Source organism: Clavibacter sp. AC415 (assembly GCF_979252985.1).
In genome coordinates this window covers 81,795-98,049 of the sequence record NZ_CEEDAR010000016.1, presented here as the reverse complement: position 1 = coordinate 98,049, position 16,255 = coordinate 81,795, and the positions used below count along the sequence as shown (strand labels likewise).

The window sequence follows — 16,255 nt, the reverse complement described above, 5'->3', positions numbered from 1 at the left end:
CCGACCCGGAAAGAGGAATGATGGCCAACCCACTTCGCAAGACCATGGTGTACCTGGGACTCGCCGACGAGGAGCTCGACTACCCGCAGCAGCAGCAGCCCGCGCAGCAGCAGCAGTCCCCCGTCCAGGCCGTCCCGACGCCCGCCCCCGCTCCCCAGCAGCAGGCCAAGCGCGCACCCGTGACCCCCCTGCACAAGCCCTCGACCACCACAAGGAATGCGGCGCCGGCTGAAATGAACGAGATCCTCACCGTCCACCCCAAGGCCTACAAGGACGCCCAGGTCATCGCCGAGAACTTCCGCGAGGGCGTGCCGGTCATCATCAACCTCTCGCAGATGACGGACGACGACGCCCGCCGTCTCATCGACTTCGCCAGCGGCCTCTCCATCGGCCTCTACGGCAAGATCGAGCGCGTCACCGCCAAGGTCTTCCTCCTCTCGCCGTCGCACGTCGCCGTCTCCGGCGAGCAGTCGGCCACCGAGGCCGAGGTCGAGGCGTCGTTCTTCGGACGCTGATCCTCGGAGCCCCGTGATGGCGGGCGTCGGCGGGAGCTCCCATCGGCGCCCGCCATACTTGTGTCCGTGATCATCGTGAACATCGTCGCCACCGTCGTGTGGTTCGCCCTCCTGGCGTTCATCATCTGCATGTGGGGCCGCTTCGTCCTCGACCTGGTCCAGTCGCTCTCGCGGCAGTGGCGCCCGCGCGGTGCGATGCTCATCGTCGCGGAGGCGTCGTACACGGTCACGGACCCGCCCATCGGCTTCGTCCGCCGCCTCATCCCGCCGCTCCGCCTCGGCCCGGTGGCGCTCGACTTCGGATGGATGATCACGATGCTCGTCGCGATCATCCTGTTCAACGTCGTCGGCGGCCTGATGCGCTGACGACCGCCGCCTCGCTCCGGATCCACCCTCCGGTCCCCGGACCGCCGCCATCCGCTGGTAGCGTTGAGGCGCACGTTGTCCCGAATCCCCGTCCGCTCGCGCGGACCCCGCTCTACGCACAAAAGAGGTGGCAGGCCATGGCTCTCACTCCTGAAGACGTCGTCAACAAGCGTTTCCAGCCGACCAAGTTCCGCGAGGGATACGACCAGGACGAGGTGGACGACTTCCTCGACGAGGTGGTCGTCGAGCTGCGCCGTCTCCACCAGGAGAACGAGGAGCTGCGCCAGCGCCTCGGCTCGGGCGACGCCGCCCCCGCCGCGACGACGGCCATCGAGACCCCCGCTCCCGCGCCCGCCGCGGTCGAGCAGGCGCCCGTCGTGGCCGAGCCCGAGCCCGAGGCCGCCCCCGAGCCGGAGCCCGTCGCGGCCCCCGTCGTCGCGCAGGCGCCCGCCGCCCCCGCGGCTGTCGCCGCGGACGACGACGACGAGACCTCCAGCACCAGCAGCCTGCTCAAGCTCGCCCGCAAGCTGCACGAGGAGCACGTCCGCGAGGGCGTCGAGAAGCGCGACGCGCTCGTCGCCGAGGCGCACGCCACCGCCGCCCGCATCGCCGCCGAGGCCGAGGCCGAGCAGCGCTCGAAGACCGCCGTCCTCGAGAAGGAGCGCCAGGTCCTCGAGGGCCGCATCGACGAGCTGCGCACCTTCGAGCGCGAGTACCGCACGAAGCTCAAGGGCTACATCGAGGGCCAGCTCCGCGAGCTCGACGCCTCCGGCTCCAGCGAGGCGCCCGCCACCGCCTCGTTCGGCAGCTAGCACCCCGCACCACCCGCACGCCCGACGGCGGCGTGGGTCCCGCACGGCATCCGCCGCGGGCCCCGCGTCGCCGTCGTCGTTCGCGCATGCGGGCCGGATCAGCCGTCCCGAACCGCATCGCATCGCATCGCACGCACCGGAAGAGGTCCCCATGGAGCACCGCACCCTCCCCGTCCCCGACGGCCTCGACGGGCAGCGCGTCGACGCGGGCCTCGCGCGGCTCCTCGGGTTCTCCCGCAGCTTCGCGGCCGAGGTCGCCGAGTCCGGCGGCGTGACGCAGGACGGACGGGAGGCCGGCAAGTCCGACCGCCTCGTGGGCGGCTCGATGCTCGCCGTCAGCTGGCAGCCCCGGCAGGAGCCGTCCGTGGTGCCCCTCGCGGTCCCGGACCTCGGCATCGTGCACGACGACGACGACATCGTCGTGGTCGACAAGCCCGTCGGCGTCGCGGCCCACCCGAGCGTCGGGTGGACGGGGCCGACCGTCCTCGGTGCGCTGGCGGCCGCCGGGTTCCGGCTCAGCACGTCCGGCGCCGAGGAGCGGCAGGGCATCGTGCACCGCCTCGACGCGGGCACGAGCGGTCTCATGGTCGTCGCGAAGACGGAGCGCGCGTACACGGAGCTCAAGCGGCAGTTCCACGACCGCGAGGTCGAGAAGGTGTACCACGCGGTCGTGCAGGGCCACCCGGATCCGCTCGCGGGCACCATCGACGCCCCCATCGGCCGCCACCCGCGCAGCGACTGGAAGTTCGCGGTCACCGCCGACGGCAAGCCGTCCGTGACCCACTACGAGACGCTCGAGGCGTTCCCCCGGGCCGCCCTCCTGGAGGTGCACCTGGAGACCGGACGCACCCACCAGATCCGCGTGCACATGGCCGCCCAGCGCCATCCCTGCGTGGGCGACGCCATGTACGGCGCCGACCCCACGATCTCCGCCCAGCTCGACCTGCACCGCCAGTGGCTGCATGCCATGCGGCTCGAGATCACGCACCCCGCGACGGGCGACCGCGCGTCGTTCTCGAGCACCTACCCGGCGGACCTCCAGCACGCCCTCGACGTCCTCCGCGACTGACGCCCGACACGCCGCCCGGCCCTCCGGGGCCTGCCTAAGATGGCCACACCTCGACCAGACCAGTAGAAGAGACCCGTGCCCCGCAACGACTCGTTCGTCCATCTCCACGTCCACAGCGAGTACTCCATGCTCGACGGCGCGGCCCGCGTCGGCCCGCTGGTCCAGGCGGCCGCCGAGCAGGCCATGCCGGCCGTCGCCATCACCGACCACGGCAACGTCTTCGGCGCGTTCGACTTCTGGAAGCAGGCGAGGAACGCGGGCGTCAAGCCCATCATCGGCACCGAGGCGTACATCACGCCGGGCACCCACCGCGGCGACCGCACGCGCATCCGCTGGGGCAACGGCGGACAGGACGACGTCTCCGGATCGGGTGCGTACACGCACCTCACGATGCTGGCCGAGACGACCGAGGGCATGCACAACCTCTTCCGCCTGTCGTCGCGCGCGTCGCTCGAGGGCTACTACTTCAAGCCCCGCATGGACCGCGAGCTGCTGAGCACCTACGCCAAGGGCCTCATCGCGACCACGGGCTGCCCGTCCGGGGAGGTGCAGACGCGCCTCCGGCTCGGGCAGTACGACGAGGCGGTCAAGGCCGCGAGCGACTACCGCGACATCTTCGGGGCCGGCAACTACTTCTGCGAGATCATGGACCACGGCCTCGGCATCGAGCGGCGGATCATGAGCGACCTCCTCCGCCTCGCGAAGGACCTCGACCTCCCGCTCGTCGCCACCAACGACCTCCACTACACGCACGAGCACGACGCGACCAGCCACGCGGCTCTCCTGTGCGTCCAGTCGGGCACGACCCTCGACGACCCCAACCGCTTCAAGTTCGACGCGGACGAGTTCTACCTGAAGACCGCCGCGCAGATGCGGCACCTCTTCCGCGACCACGAGGAGGCGTGCGACAACACCCTGCTCATCGCCGAGCGCTGCGACGTGCAGTTCAACGAGTCGGCGAACTACATGCCGCGGTACCCCGTCCCCGAGGGCGAGAGCGAGCAGACCTGGTTCGTGAAGGAGGTCGAGCGCGGGCTCGTCCGCCGGTACCCGGCGGGCTTCTCCGACGAGGTCCGCAAGCGCGCCGACTACGAGGTCGGCGTCATCGCCCAGATGGGCTTCCCGGGCTACTTCCTCGTCGTCGCCGACTTCATCGGCTGGTCGCGGGAGAACGGCATCCGCGTGGGCCCCGGCCGCGGCTCGGGCGCGGGGTCCATGGTGGCGTACGCCATGGGCATCACCGACCTCGACCCGCTGCAGCACGGCCTGCTCTTCGAGCGGTTCCTGAACCCCGACCGCGTCTCCATGCCCGACTTCGACGTCGACTTCGACGACCGTCGCCGCGGCGAGGTCATCCGGTACGTCACGGAAAAGTACGGCGACGAGCGCGTGGCCCAGATCGTCACGTACGGCACGATCAAGGCGAAGCAGGCCCTCAAGGACTCCAGCCGCGTGCTCGGGTACCCCTTCTCGATGGGCGACAAGCTCACCAAGGCCATGCCGCCGGCGATCATGGGCAAGGACATCCCCCTGTCCGGCATCCTGGACACCGACCACCCGCGCTACCGCGAGGCCGGCGACTTCCGCGAGGTCCTCGCCATGGACCCGGAGGCGCAGAAGGTCTTCGAGACCGCGCAGGGCATCGAGAACCTGAAGCGCCAGTGGGGCGTGCACGCGGCCGGCGTCATCATGTCGAGCGAGCCGCTCATCGACATCATCCCGATCATGAAGCGGGAGCAGGACGGCCAGATCGTCACGCAGTTCGACTACCCGGCCTGCGAGTCCCTCGGGCTCATCAAGATGGACTTCCTGGGGCTCCGCAACCTCACGATCATCGACGACGCGCTCAACAACATCGAGTCGAACCGCGGCGAGAAGCTCGTCCTCGAGGACCTGGGCCTCGACGACCGCGCCGCGTACGACCTGCTCGCCCGCGGCGACACCCTCGGCGTGTTCCAGCTCGACGGCGGCCCCATGCGGTCGCTGCTGCGCATGATGAAGCCGGACGACTTCGAGGACATCTCCGCCGTCATCGCGCTCTACCGCCCGGGGCCCATGGGCGCGAACTCGCACACCAACTACGCGCTGCGGAAGAACGGGCTGCAGGAGATCACGCCCATCCACCCGGAGCTCGAGGAGCCGCTGCGCGAGGTGCTCGGCACCACGCACGGCCTGATCGTCTACCAGGAGCAGGTGATGTCGGTCGCGCAGAAGCTCGCCGGCTTCACGCTCGCGCAGGCCGACCTCCTGCGCCGCGCCATGGGCAAGAAGAAGAAGTCGGAGCTCGACAAGCAGTTCGCGGGCTTCTCGCAGGGCATGCAGGACAACGGCTACTCGATGGCCGCGGTGAAGGCGCTCTGGGACATCCTCCTGCCCTTCTCCGACTACGCGTTCAACAAGGCGCACTCCGCCGCCTACGGCGTGGTCTCGTACTGGACCGCGTACCTCAAGGCGCACTACCCGGCCGAGTACATGGCCGCGCTGCTCACGAGCGTCGGCGACTCCAAGGACAAGATGGCGCTCTACCTCAACGAGTGCCGACGCATGGGCATCAGGGTGCTCCCGCCGGACGTCAACGAGTCGATCGGCTTCTTCGCCGCCGCGGGCGCCGACATCCGCTTCGGCCTCGGCGCCGTGCGGAACGTCGGCGCGAACGTGGTCGAGGCCCTCCGGGGGGCGCGCGCGGAGCAGGGCGCCTTCGAGTCCTTCGACGACTTCCTCAAGAAGGTCCCGCTGCCGGTCGCCAACAAGCGCACGGTGGAGTCGCTCATCAAGGCCGGCGCGTTCGACTCGCTGGGCGACACCCGTCGAGCCCTCCTCGAGGTGCACGAGGGCATGATCGACGCGTCCGTGAGCGATAAGCGCGCGGCCATGAACGGGCAGGTCGGGTTCGACTTCGACAGCCTCTGGGACGAGCCGCAGCATGCGCGCAAGGTCCCCGAGCGGCCCGAGTGGGCGAAGCGCGACAAGCTCGCGTTCGAGCGCGAGATGCTCGGGCTCTACGTCTCGGACCACCCGCTCGCGGGCCTCGAGATCCCGCTCGCGAAGCTCGCCTCCACGGGCATCGCGGAGCTGCTGGCCACCGATGCGTCCATGGACGGCGAGACGGTCACGCTCGCGGGACTGCTCACGAGCGTCCAGCACCGCACGGCGCGGAACTCGGGCAACCAGTACGGCATGGTGCAGCTGGAGGACTTCGGCGGCGAGATCACCTGCATGTTCATGGGCAAGGCGTACCAGGAGTTCGCGCCGGCCCTGCAGGGCGACACCGTCGTGGTGATCCGCGGTCGCGTGTCCACGCGCGACGACGGCATGAACATCCACGCGTTCTCGATGTTCCAGCCCGACCTCGGTCAGAGCCTGGGGTCCGGTCCGCTGCTCATCAGCCTCGCCGAGAACCGCGCCACGACGGAGACCGTCATGGGCCTCAACGACGTGCTGATCCGCCACTCGGGCGACACGGAGGTCCGGCTGCAGCTCGTCAAGGGCGACAGCGGCCGCGTATTCGAGATCCCGTACCCGGTCACGGTGAGCGCGGACCTCTACGGCGAGCTCAAGTCCCTGCTCGGGCCGAACTGCCTGGGCTGACCCGCCGGGACGGCCCGTCCGGGAGCGCGCTCAGGCCTCGGTGCCCGGGCGGAGGTAGCGGCGGGCGTGGTACACGAGCGGCTCGTCGTCGACGCCCGGGCCGCCGTCCTCGACGCGCACGATGACGACGATCGCGTCGTGCACGTGGACCCGCTCGACGATGCGGGCCACGAGCAGCGCGGTGCCCCCGTCGAGGACGGGGAGCCCGTGCGGGCCCGGGGACCAGTGGTCGCCTGCGAAGCGCTCGGAGGCCGGCCCGCTGAGGCGCTCGGCGAGGTGCCGGTCGCGGGCACCGAGCACGTGGATGGCCACGTGGTCCGCCTCCGCGAGGGCCGCGGCGCTCGACGCCGTGCGGGCGAGGCTGAAGCTCGCGAGCGGCGGGTCGGCGGAAACCGAGGAGAGCGACGTGGCGGTGAAGCCGACGGGGGAGCCGGCGGCGTCACGCGCGGTGACGACGGCGACGCCGGCCGCGTGGCGCCGGAAGGCGGCGCGGAAGGCGTCCAGGCCTCGGGCCTCGGAGAGCGTGGTGGCGGGGTGCGCGTCCATGCATCGAGACGCTAGCCGCCGGATCCGCCGACCGCCCGCTCGGTAGACTTCCGGAGTCATGATGCGCATCCAGGACCTCCGCGGCACCACGCCCAGCACCGCCGACCTGCTCGACCTCCTCCCGCGTCCGGTCACCGACGTGGCCGTCGCGCTCGACGTCGCCCGCGAGCTGGTCGAGGACGTGCGCACGCGGGGGAGCGCGGCGCTGCTCGACCAGGCGGAGCGGCTCGACCGCGTGCGCCCGGGCTCCCTGCGCGTGTCGGCGGAGGCGATCGCCGACGCCGTCGCGGGCCTCGACCCCGCCGTCCGCGCCGCCCTCGAGGAGGCCATCCGGCGCGTCCGGCTCGGCTCGGCGGCGCAGGTGCCGGCCGAGACCACCACGACGGTCGTCCCCGGCGGCACCATCGTCCAGCGCTGGCAGCCGGTGCGGCGCGTCGGCCTCTACGTGCCGGGCGGCAAGGCCGTCTACCCGTCCAGCGTGGTGATGAACGTCGTGGCCGCCCAGGTGGCCGGCGTCGCCAGCATCGCGCTCGCCTCGCCCGCCCAGGCGGCGCACGGGGGCTCCGTGCACCCGGTGATCCTCGGGGCCGCCGGCCTCCTCGGCGTCACCGAGGTCTACGCGATGGGCGGCGCGGGCGCCATCGGCGCGTTCGCGCACGGCGTCGCCGATCTCGGGCTCGAGCCCGTCGACGTGGTCACCGGGCCCGGCAACATCTACGTCGCAGCCGCCAAGCGCGTGGTCCGGGGCGTGACCGGGATCGACTCGGAGGCCGGCACGACCGAGATCCTCGTCATCGCCGACCAGGCAGCCGACGCGCACCTCGTGGCCGCCGACCTCGTGAGCCAGGCGGAGCACGACGAGATGGCCGCGTCCGTCCTCGTCACGGACTCCCCGGAGCTCGCCCGGGCGGTCGACGCCGAGGTCGCGACGCTCGCCGCGGCGACGGGGCACTCCGCCCGCGCGTCGTCCAGGCGCTCACCGGCCCGCAGTCCGCGATCCTCGTGGTCGACGACCTCGAGACGGCGGCGCGGTACAGCGACGCGTACGGCCCTGAGCACCTCTCCGTGCAGACGGCCGACCCCGAGGCCCTCCTCGCCCACCTGCACAGCGCCGGCGCGATCTTCCTCGGCCCGCACTCGCCCGTGAGCCTCGGCGACTACCTGGCCGGCTCCAACCACGTCCTCCCCACGGGTGGCCAGGCCCGGTTCGGCTCCGGCCTCGGCGCGTACACGTTCCTCCGCCCCCAGCAGGTGGTGCGCTACGACGCCGATGCCCTCCGGGAGGCGGAGCCGCTGATCGTGGCGCTCAGCCGCGCCGAGGACCTGCCGGCGCACGGCGAGGCCGTGACGGCGCGCCTCGGGCGCTGACGTATCCTGGCCACACCATGTTCTGCCCCTTCTGCCGCCACCCCGACTCCCGCGTCGTCGACTCCCGCACGAGCGACGACGGCCTGTCGATCCGCCGTCGGCGGCAGTGCCCCGAGTGCGGCCGGCGCTTCAGCACCACGGAGACCGCGAGCCTCAGCGTGATCAAGCGCAACGGCGTCGTCGAGCCGTTCAGCCGCGAGAAGATCGTCACCGGCGTGCGGAAGGCGTGCCAGGGCCGTCCCGTCACCGACACCGATCTGGCCGTGCTCGCCCAGCGGGTCGAGGAGGCCATCCGCGCCACCGGTGCCTCGCAGATCGAGGCCAACGACATCGGGCTGTCGATCCTCCCGCCGCTCCGCGAGCTCGACGAGGTTGCCTACCTGCGGTTCGCCAGCGTGTACCAGGGCTTCGACTCCCTGGACGACTTCGAGTCGGCGATCGCCCAGCTGCGCGTCGCGCACGCGGCGTCCCCCGACCTGTCCTGACCCGCTCGCACGCCGCAGGAGGGCACGTCCTCAGGCGCTAGCCTGGTGCCGATGTATCCCCTCCTCTTCCGCACGGTCCTGTCGCGCATGGACCCGGAGGACGCGCACCACCTGGCGTCCACGGCCATCGCCCTCCTCCCGCCGTCTGGCCTCGGCTGGATCGCCCGACGCCTGACCGAGCCGGACGCGTCGCTCGCGGTCGACGCCCTCGGGCTCCGCTTCCCGTCGCCCTTCGGCGTGGCCGCCGGCTTCGACAAGGACGCGCAGGCCGTGCTCGGTCTCGGCCAGCTCGGGTTCGGGCACGTGGAGGTCGGGACGGTCACCGCCGTCGCCCAGCCGGGCAACCCGCGGCCGCGGCTCTTCCGCCTGATCGAGGACCACGCGGTGATCAACCGCATGGGCTTCAACAACGGGGGAGCGGTGGCACTCGCCGACCGCCTCCGTCGTCTCCGCGCGCGCCGAGACCGGCCCGTGATCGGGGTCAACATCGGCAAGACCCGCGCCGTCGCCGTGGAGGACGCCGTCGCCGACTACGTGCGGACGACGCGCCTGGTGGCCCCCGTCGCCGACTACCTCGCGGTCAACGTCAGCTCGCCGAACACCCCGGGGCTGCGCGGCCTCCAGGAGATCGAGCTGCTGCGGCCGCTGCTGACGAGCATCCGCGACGCGGCCGACGGCGTGCCCGTGCTCGTCAAGATCGCACCGGACCTCCAGGACGCGGAGGTGGAGCGGATCGCGGGGCTCGCGACCGAGCTCGGCCTCGCCGGCGTCATCGCCACGAACACCACGCTCTCCCGGCAGGGCCTCCGGACGGACCCGGCGGTCGTCGAGGCCGCGGGCGCGGGCGGGCTCTCCGGCGCGCCCCTGGCCGCGCGGTCGCTGGAGGTGCTCCGCCTCCTCCGCCGCGCGCTCCCCGAGGACGCCTGCGTGATCTCGGTCGGCGGCGTGGACACGGCCGCGGACGTCCAGGCGCGTCTGGACGCCGGCGCCACGCTCGTGCAGGGCTACACGGCGTTCCTGTACCGGGGTCCGCTGTGGGCCCGGTCGATCAACACGGGCCTCGCCCGCATCCGACGGGGCTGACGACCCGCTCCGGACGCGAGCGCCGGAGCGCGGTCGCCGCCCGTCGGGGTATCAGCTGAAGGTGACCTTCTCGCGGCGCTTGACCTGCGGCTTCGGGAGGCGCATCGGGCGCATCTGGATGGTGCGCATGCCCGCGTACCAGCGGATGCCGCGCTCGAGGCGGTCGGCCCCGACCCGCGCGACGATCGCGGCGCGCACGCGACGGCCCGTGAAGTACGCGTCGATGATGGCCGCGATGACGAACACGTAGATCGACAGCAGCGGGATCGCCGAGAGGTTCGGCAGCACGAAGGTGAGGACGACGACCACGCCCATGACCGGCAGCAGGAGCTCGCCGACGCTCCAGCGGGAGTCCACCACGTCGCGGGCGAACCGCTTCTGCGGCCCCTTGTCCCGCACGGGCAGGTAGCGCTCGTCCCCGGCGGCCATGCCGGCGTTGGCGCGGGCGCGGGCCTCGCGCGCCTTCTCCTTGGCCTGCTGGGCCGCGAGCTTGCGGTCCTGCGGCACGAGCGGGCGGAGGTTCGCGGCCTCGCGCTCCCGACGGGTCGGGGTCGGGCCCTTCTTCCCGTCGGCCGTACGACCGTCCACGGGCGCCGCGGCGCTCGTCTCGGAGGGGGTCTCTGCGGGTGTCTGCTGCTTCGCCACGTCTCTCGTCCTTGCCTGGAGTGAATCTAAGATTACCTGCATGACGCCTCCCGACACCTCCGCAGACGCCGTGACCGCACCGGACCAGGAGGCCGTCGACCGGCTCGCCGCCGCCGTCGCGGGCGGGTTCCCCACCACCGTCGCCGACCTCTCGGCCCTGGTCCGCATCCCCAGCGTCTCCTGGCCGGCGTTCGACCCGACCCACGTCGCCGCCAGCGCGGACGCCGTCGCGGGTCTCCTCGCCGGCCTGGGCGTCTTCGACGACGTCTCGGTGCACCGCGCGACGACGCCGTCGGGTGACGACGGGCAGCCGGCGGTGCTGGCGACCCGTGCTCCGCGGAACGGGAAGCCGACCGTCCTCCTGTACGCGCACCACGACGTGCAGCCCCCCGGTGCCGACGAGCACTGGGAGACGCCGCCGTTCGAGCCCACCCTCCGGGGCGAGCGGCTGCACGGTCGCGGCGCCTCGGACGACAAGGCCGGGATCATGACGCACGTGGCCGCCATCCGCGCGCTCGTGGAGGCGGAGGGGGACGACCTCGACCTCGGCCTGGCCGTTTTCATCGAGGGGGAGGAGGAGGCGGGCTCGCGCTCCTTCTCCGACTTCCTCGCCACGCACCACGACGCCCTCGCCGCCGACGTCATCGTGGTCGCCGACAGCGACAACTGGGACGTCGACACCCCGTCCATCACCATCGCCCTCCGCGGCAACGTCACGTTCCGCCTGTCGGTGCGCACGCTCGACCACGCCTCGCATTCCGGCATGTTCGGCGGTGCCGTCCCCGACGCGATGATGGCCGCCGTCCGGCTCCTCGACTCGCTGTGGGACGCGGACGGATCCGTCGCCGTCGCGGGCCTCACGTCCACCGAGATGGAGACGCCGGACTACGACGACGCGCGCCTCGCGGAGGAGGCGGCCCTGCTGCCGGGCGTCCGCGCCGTCGGCACCGGACCGATCCTCACGCGGCTGTGGGCGCAGCCGTCGATCACCGTGACCGGCATCGACGCCCCGTCGGTCGCCAACGCGAGCAACACCCTGCTGCCGGAGGTGTCCGTCCGCATCAGCGCCCGCATCGCGCCCGGCCAGACCGCCGCCGACGCGTACGCGGCCATCGAGGCGCACATCCAGGGCAACCGGCCCTTCGGCGCGCACGTCGAGATCAGCGACGTGGACCAGGGCGACCCCTTCCTCGTCGACACGAGCGGCTGGGCGATGGTCGAGGCGACGGCCGCCATGACCGCCGGGTGGGGGCGCGCTCCCGTGCAGGCCGGCATCGGCGGTTCCATCCCGTTCATCGCCGACCTCGTCGAGGCCTTCCCGTCCGCCCAGATCCTGGTGACCGGCGTCGAGGACCCCGACACCCGGGCGCACAGCCCGAACGAGTCGCAGCACCTCGGCGTCCTCCAGCGCGCCATCCTCAGCGAGGCGGTCCTCCTGTCGCGCATCGCCCGCAGGCCCTGATCCCGGCGCCCGTGCGCCCCGTCCGGATGCGCGCGGGCGGGCGGGGAACACCTGCGTGGCGCTCGCGGTTGCACCACGTTGACTCCCGAGGAGTCGCCCGACCGCAGATCCCACCACCCGAGGAGTGCTCATGACCGACACCACGCTGACCGAGACCGCGTCCGCGGCCCACCGCGTCGGCCTCACGGACACCGCCGCAGGCAAGGTCAAGAGCCTGCTCCAGCAGGAGGGCCGCGAGGACCTCCGCCTCCGCGTCGCCGTGCAGCCCGGCGGCTGCTCCGGCCTCATCTACCAGCTCTACTTCGACGAGCGCGAGCTCGACGGCGACGCGACCGTCGACTTCGACGGCGTCGAGGTCATCGTCGACAAGATGAGCGTCCCGTACCTGGACGGCGCCACCATCGACTTCGAGGACACCATCCAGAAGCAGGGCTTCACCATCGACAACCCCAACGCGGGCGGCTCGTGCGCGTGCGGGGACTCGTTCCACTGACACATGGAACGGTGAGCGATCCAGGCCCGTGGAACCGGGCTTCGAGCAGGGAGTCGTCCGTCGGGCGGCTCCCTGTCGCGTAGGGTGGAACACGTCACATCCGGTTCTTCGAAGGGTCTGCACGTGCGCTTCACTCGCCGTCAACGTTGGCTGACAATCCCTGTCGCCATAGGCATCTCGGTACTCCTCGCGGGGTGCACGCAGCAGCAGCTCCAGGGTTGGCTCCCCACCGAGGCGGGCACCACGAACCACGTCGACTCGGTCATCGGCCTGTGGGTCACCGCCTGGATCGTCCTCCTCGCCGTGGGCGTCCTCACCTGGGGCCTCACCATCTGGGCCGCCGTTGTCTACCGCCGCCGCAAGGGCCAGACCGGCCTCCCCGTGCAGATGCGCTACAACATGCCGATCGAGATCTTCTACACGATCGTGCCCCTCATCCTCGTGCTCGGCTTCTTCGCCTTCACCGCCAAGGACCAGGCCGCTATCGAGGCGCGCTTCGACACCCCCGAGGTCAAGGTCCAGGTCTTCGGCAAGCAGTGGGCGTGGGACTTCAACTACCTCGGCGGTGAGACCGAGTCCGGCGAGGCCATCGAGGGCGGTGCGTACGAGCAGGGCGTCCAGGCGGTCGACGACCCCGACGGACCCAGGGATCCATCGACAAGGACAAGCTCCCCACGCTGTACCTGCCGGTCAACACCAAGGTCGAGCTCGAGCTCAACACCCGCGACACGCTGCACTCCTTCTGGGTGGTGGACTTCCTCTACAAGAAGGACCTCATCTCCGGCAAGACGAACTACATGACGTTCATCCCGGAGAAGGAGGGGACGTACATGGGCAAGTGCGCCGAGCTCTGCGGCGAGTACCACTCCCTCATGCTGTTCCAGGTCAAGGTCGTCTCCATCGACGAGTACAACGCCTACATCGAGAGCCAGAAGGCGGCCGGCTTCGAGGGAGACCTCGGCACCGACTACGACCGCCTGCAGAACCTCCCCGGCACCGACGTGCCGGCCACCACCGAGTCGTCCGAAGAGTAGGGCAGCAGCAACGTGACATCGACCCTCAACCGTCCCACCGCGATCCCCGCGGGCCAGGCGAAGGTCCTCGACGGCTCCGGCAAGGCCGAGCGCCGGGGCAACGTCGTGGTCAACTGGATCACCTCCACCGACCACAAGACGATCGGGTACCTGTACCTGATCACCTCGTTCCTCTACTTCTGCCTCGGCGGCGTCATGGCCCTCGTCATCCGCGCCCAGCTCTTCGAGCCCGGACTCCACGTCGTGGAGACTAAGGAGCAGTACAACCAGCTCTTCACGATGCACGGCACGATCATGCTGCTCATGTTCGCGACGCCTCTCTTCGCCGGCTTCGCCAACGTGCTCATGCCGCTGCAGATCGGCGCTCCCGACGTGGCGTTCCCGCGTCTGAACGCGTTCGCCTACTGGCTGTTCAACTTCGGCTCGCTCATCGCGGTCGCCGGCTTCCTCACCCCGGCGGGTGCGGCGTCGTTCGGCTGGTTCGCCTACGCCCCCTTGTCGAGCACGACCTTCTCGCCAGGGTTGGGAGGCAATCTCTGGGTGATGGGCCTGGCCCTCAGCGGATTCGGCACCATCCTCGGTGCCGTCAACTTCGTGACCACCATCATCACCATGCGCGCCCCGGGCATGACCATGTTCCGCATGCCGATCTTCACGTGGAACATCCTCGTGACGTCGCTGCTGGTGCTCATGGCGTTCCCGGTGCTCGCCGCCGCGCTGTTCGGCCTGGGCGCCGACCGCATCTTCGACGCGCACATCTACGACCCGGCCAACGGCGGCGCCATCCTCTGGCAGCACCTGTTCTGGTTCTTCGGGCACCCCGAGGTGTACATCATCGCGCTGCCGTTCTTCGGCATCGTCTCCGAGGTCTTCCCCGTCTTCAGCCGCAAGCCGATCTTCGGGTACAAGACCCTGGTCTACGCGACGATCTCCATCGCGGCCCTCTCGGTCACGGTGTGGGCGCACCACATGTACGTCACGGGCTCGGTCCTGCTGCCGTTCTTCTCGCTCATGACCATGCTCATCGCGGTTCCCACGGGCGTGAAGATCTTCAACTGGATCGGCACGATGTGGCGCGGCTCGGTCACGTTCGAGACGCCCATGCTCTGGGCCATCGGCTTCCTCATCACGTTCACCTTCGGCGGCCTCACCGGCGTCATCCTCGCGTCGCCGCCTCTCGACTTCCACGTGTCCGACTCCTACTTCGTCGTGGCGCACTTCCACTACGTGGTGTTCGGCACCGTCGTGTTCGCCATGTTCTCCGGGTTCTACTTCTGGTGGCCCAAGTGGACCGGCACGATGCTCAACGAGCGTCTCGGCAAGGTGCACTTCTGGCTGCTGTTCGTCGGCTTCCACACCACCTTCCTCATCCAGCACTGGCTGGGCGTCATGGGCATGCCGCGTCGTTACGCGACGTACCAGCCCGAGGACGACTTCACGTGGATGAACCAGCTGTCGACCATCGGCGCCGGCATCCTCGCGCTGTCGATGATCCCGTTCTTCCTGAACGTCTGGATCACCGCCCGCACGGCGCCCCGTGTCACGGTCAACGACCCCTGGGGCTACGGTCGCTCGCTGGAGTGGGCCACGTCCTGCCCGCCGCCGCGGCACAACTTCACGTCCATCCCCCGGATCCGCTCGGAGGCCCCGGCCTTCGACCTGAACCACCCGGAGGCGGGCATCCCCGTCGGAATCGGCCCCGCCAAGGACGCTCCCGACGCCGCCACCTACGACATCTCCAGCGACAAGGTGAAGTGACGTGCGCGCCAATAGGAACCTCTTCTACGTCCTCGCGGTCTTCTTCGTCATCGCGGCGGCCGCCTACACGGTCTGGCACATCATCGACACCGGTGAGGTCGAGTGGGTCGGAACGCTGGGCATCGCCCTCTCCGGTGCGCTGGCGGCGTTCATCGGCTTCTTCGTGGCGCGCCTCTACGCAGCGCAGAACGGCGAGCTCCCGGAGGACCGCAGCGACGCCAACGTGGACGACGGCGATCCGGAGCTCGGCTTCTTCAGCCCCTGGAGCTGGTGGCCCGTGATCCTCGCCGCCGGTGCTGCCTCGGTGTTCCTCGGCCTCGCCGTCGGCATCTGGATCGCCCTCATCGGCGGTTGCCTCGCGATCATCGCGCTCGTGGGCTGGACCTACGAGTACTACCGCGGCTACTTCGCGCGCTGATCCGATGGTCGACATCCGGCACGCTGCGGCATCCGACGGGGACGCGGTCTTCGCCCTCTGCCAGCAGCTGGACATGATCGACGCCCCGGCGACCCGGGACGACTTCGACGTCACGTTCTCCCACATCCTGCGGGCGAACAAGGACGTCGGCCGGGACGTCCTGCTGGTCGCCGAGCAGGACGGCTCGGTCGTGGGCTACGCCTACCTCGTCGTCAGCCGGCTCCTCTACGCCGGGGGGCTCAGCGCCCACCTGGAGGAGCTCGTCGTGGATGCGGGAGCGCGCAGCGGAGGGACGGGTTCCGCTCTCGTCCGTGCCGTGGAGCGCCTGTGCGGTGACCGTGGTGTCGGGCAGATCACCATGAGCACCCGACGGGCCGGGGAGTTCTACAAGCGCCTCGGCTACGAGCGGACTGCGGAGTTCTACAAGAAGCTCCTCCGCTGACGTCGCGCTCTCCTGCAAGCCTGACGACGCCCGGCCTCCCCAGGAGGCCGGGCGTCGTGCGTCCGGTGGGGTGCCCACGCAGGTAACCCGTCCGCGTCCGCTCACCCGTGTGCGCCGTCGGGTGGAACGATGTGGGATGACACCCGCCGGCTCTGCTGAGCCCCAGGAGAC

The 16,255-nt window shown here is 70.7% G+C and carries 14 protein-coding genes and 2 pseudogenes; 14 read left to right on the top strand and 2 right to left on the bottom strand.

Annotation, left to right across the window (positions count from 1 at the left end):
• The first annotated feature begins 20 nt into the window (after positions 1-20).
• The 5 genes from ACZ411_RS07910 to dnaE all read left to right on the top strand — a co-directional run bounded on the left by ACZ411_RS07910 (position 21) and on the right by dnaE (position 6,350).
• Complete coding sequence (locus ACZ411_RS07910) at positions 21-515, top strand: cell division protein SepF (RefSeq protein WP_104289848.1); 495 nt, start codon at positions 21-23, stop codon at positions 513-515.
• A gap of 66 nt (positions 516-581) precedes the next feature.
• Positions 582-881: a YggT family protein gene (locus ACZ411_RS07905; protein ID WP_094116998.1), complete on the top strand. Its 300-nt coding sequence runs from the start codon at positions 582-584 to the stop codon at positions 879-881.
• 137 nt (positions 882-1,018) lie between these two features.
• Positions 1,019-1,693, top strand: a complete 675-nt coding sequence (locus tag ACZ411_RS07900; protein WP_104343748.1) for a DivIVA domain-containing protein — start codon at positions 1,019-1,021, stop codon at positions 1,691-1,693.
• Between the two features lie 151 nt (positions 1,694-1,844).
• On the top strand, positions 1,845-2,762 hold the full coding sequence (locus ACZ411_RS07895; protein ID WP_104343747.1) for an RluA family pseudouridine synthase: 918 nt from the start codon (positions 1,845-1,847) through the stop codon (positions 2,760-2,762).
• 126 nt (positions 2,763-2,888) lie between these two features.
• On the top strand, positions 2,889-6,350 hold the full coding sequence (dnaE, locus tag ACZ411_RS07890) for a DNA polymerase III subunit alpha (RefSeq protein ID WP_464170086.1): 3,462 nt from the start codon (positions 2,889-2,891) through the stop codon (positions 6,348-6,350).
• Between the two features lie 30 nt (positions 6,351-6,380).
• Here dnaE and ACZ411_RS07885 read toward each other — a convergent pair whose 3' ends face one another.
• Complete coding sequence (locus tag ACZ411_RS07885; RefSeq protein ID WP_104289844.1) at positions 6,381-6,896, bottom strand: flavin reductase family protein; 516 nt, start codon at positions 6,894-6,896, stop codon at positions 6,381-6,383.
• Positions 6,897-6,957: 61 nt separating this feature from the next.
• Here ACZ411_RS07885 and hisD point away from each other — a divergent pair.
• From hisD to ACZ411_RS07870, 3 genes and pseudogenes are all read left to right on the top strand, one after another.
• A pseudogene (gene hisD / locus ACZ411_RS07880) lies at positions 6,958-8,264 on the top strand (histidinol dehydrogenase).
• Positions 8,265-8,281: 17 nt separating this feature from the next.
• Positions 8,282-8,749, top strand: coding sequence for a transcriptional regulator NrdR (nrdR, locus tag ACZ411_RS07875; RefSeq protein ID WP_104289842.1), 468 nt, complete (start codon positions 8,282-8,284; stop codon positions 8,747-8,749).
• 51 nt (positions 8,750-8,800) lie between these two features.
• Positions 8,801-9,832: a quinone-dependent dihydroorotate dehydrogenase gene (locus ACZ411_RS07870; protein WP_464169733.1), complete on the top strand. Its 1,032-nt coding sequence runs from the start codon at positions 8,801-8,803 to the stop codon at positions 9,830-9,832.
• 51 nt (positions 9,833-9,883) lie between these two features.
• Here ACZ411_RS07870 and ACZ411_RS07865 read toward each other — a convergent pair whose 3' ends face one another.
• On the bottom strand, positions 9,884-10,477 hold the full coding sequence (locus ACZ411_RS07865) for a DUF3043 domain-containing protein (protein WP_094116064.1): 594 nt from the start codon (positions 10,475-10,477) through the stop codon (positions 9,884-9,886).
• A 40-nt stretch (positions 10,478-10,517) separates the two neighbouring features.
• Between ACZ411_RS07865 and ACZ411_RS07860 the strand changes: the two genes are divergently transcribed.
• The 6 genes and pseudogenes from ACZ411_RS07860 (at position 10,518) to ACZ411_RS07835 (ending at position 16,084) form a co-directional block, all read left to right on the top strand.
• Positions 10,518-11,939, top strand: a complete 1,422-nt coding sequence (locus ACZ411_RS07860) for a dipeptidase (RefSeq protein ID WP_094116063.1) — start codon at positions 10,518-10,520, stop codon at positions 11,937-11,939.
• A gap of 130 nt (positions 11,940-12,069) precedes the next feature.
• Positions 12,070-12,432 (top strand): iron-sulfur cluster insertion protein ErpA, encoded by a 363-nt coding sequence (gene erpA, locus ACZ411_RS07855; protein WP_094116062.1) that lies wholly within the window; start codon positions 12,070-12,072, stop codon positions 12,430-12,432.
• A gap of 123 nt (positions 12,433-12,555) precedes the next feature.
• Positions 12,556-13,466, top strand: a pseudogene (gene ctaC / locus ACZ411_RS07850) (aa3-type cytochrome oxidase subunit II).
• A gap of 12 nt (positions 13,467-13,478) precedes the next feature.
• Positions 13,479-15,224: an aa3-type cytochrome oxidase subunit I gene (gene ctaD, locus ACZ411_RS07845; protein WP_172407199.1), complete on the top strand. Its 1,746-nt coding sequence runs from the start codon at positions 13,479-13,481 to the stop codon at positions 15,222-15,224.
• Between the two features lies 1 nt (position 15,225).
• Entirely contained in the window at positions 15,226-15,642 is a 417-nt protein-coding gene (locus tag ACZ411_RS07840) for a cytochrome c oxidase subunit 4 (protein WP_094116060.1), read from the top strand.
• Between the two features lie 4 nt (positions 15,643-15,646).
• Positions 15,647-16,084 (top strand): GNAT family N-acetyltransferase, encoded by a 438-nt coding sequence (locus tag ACZ411_RS07835; protein ID WP_464169728.1) that lies wholly within the window; start codon positions 15,647-15,649, stop codon positions 16,082-16,084.
• Positions 16,085-16,255: the final 171 nt, after the last annotated feature.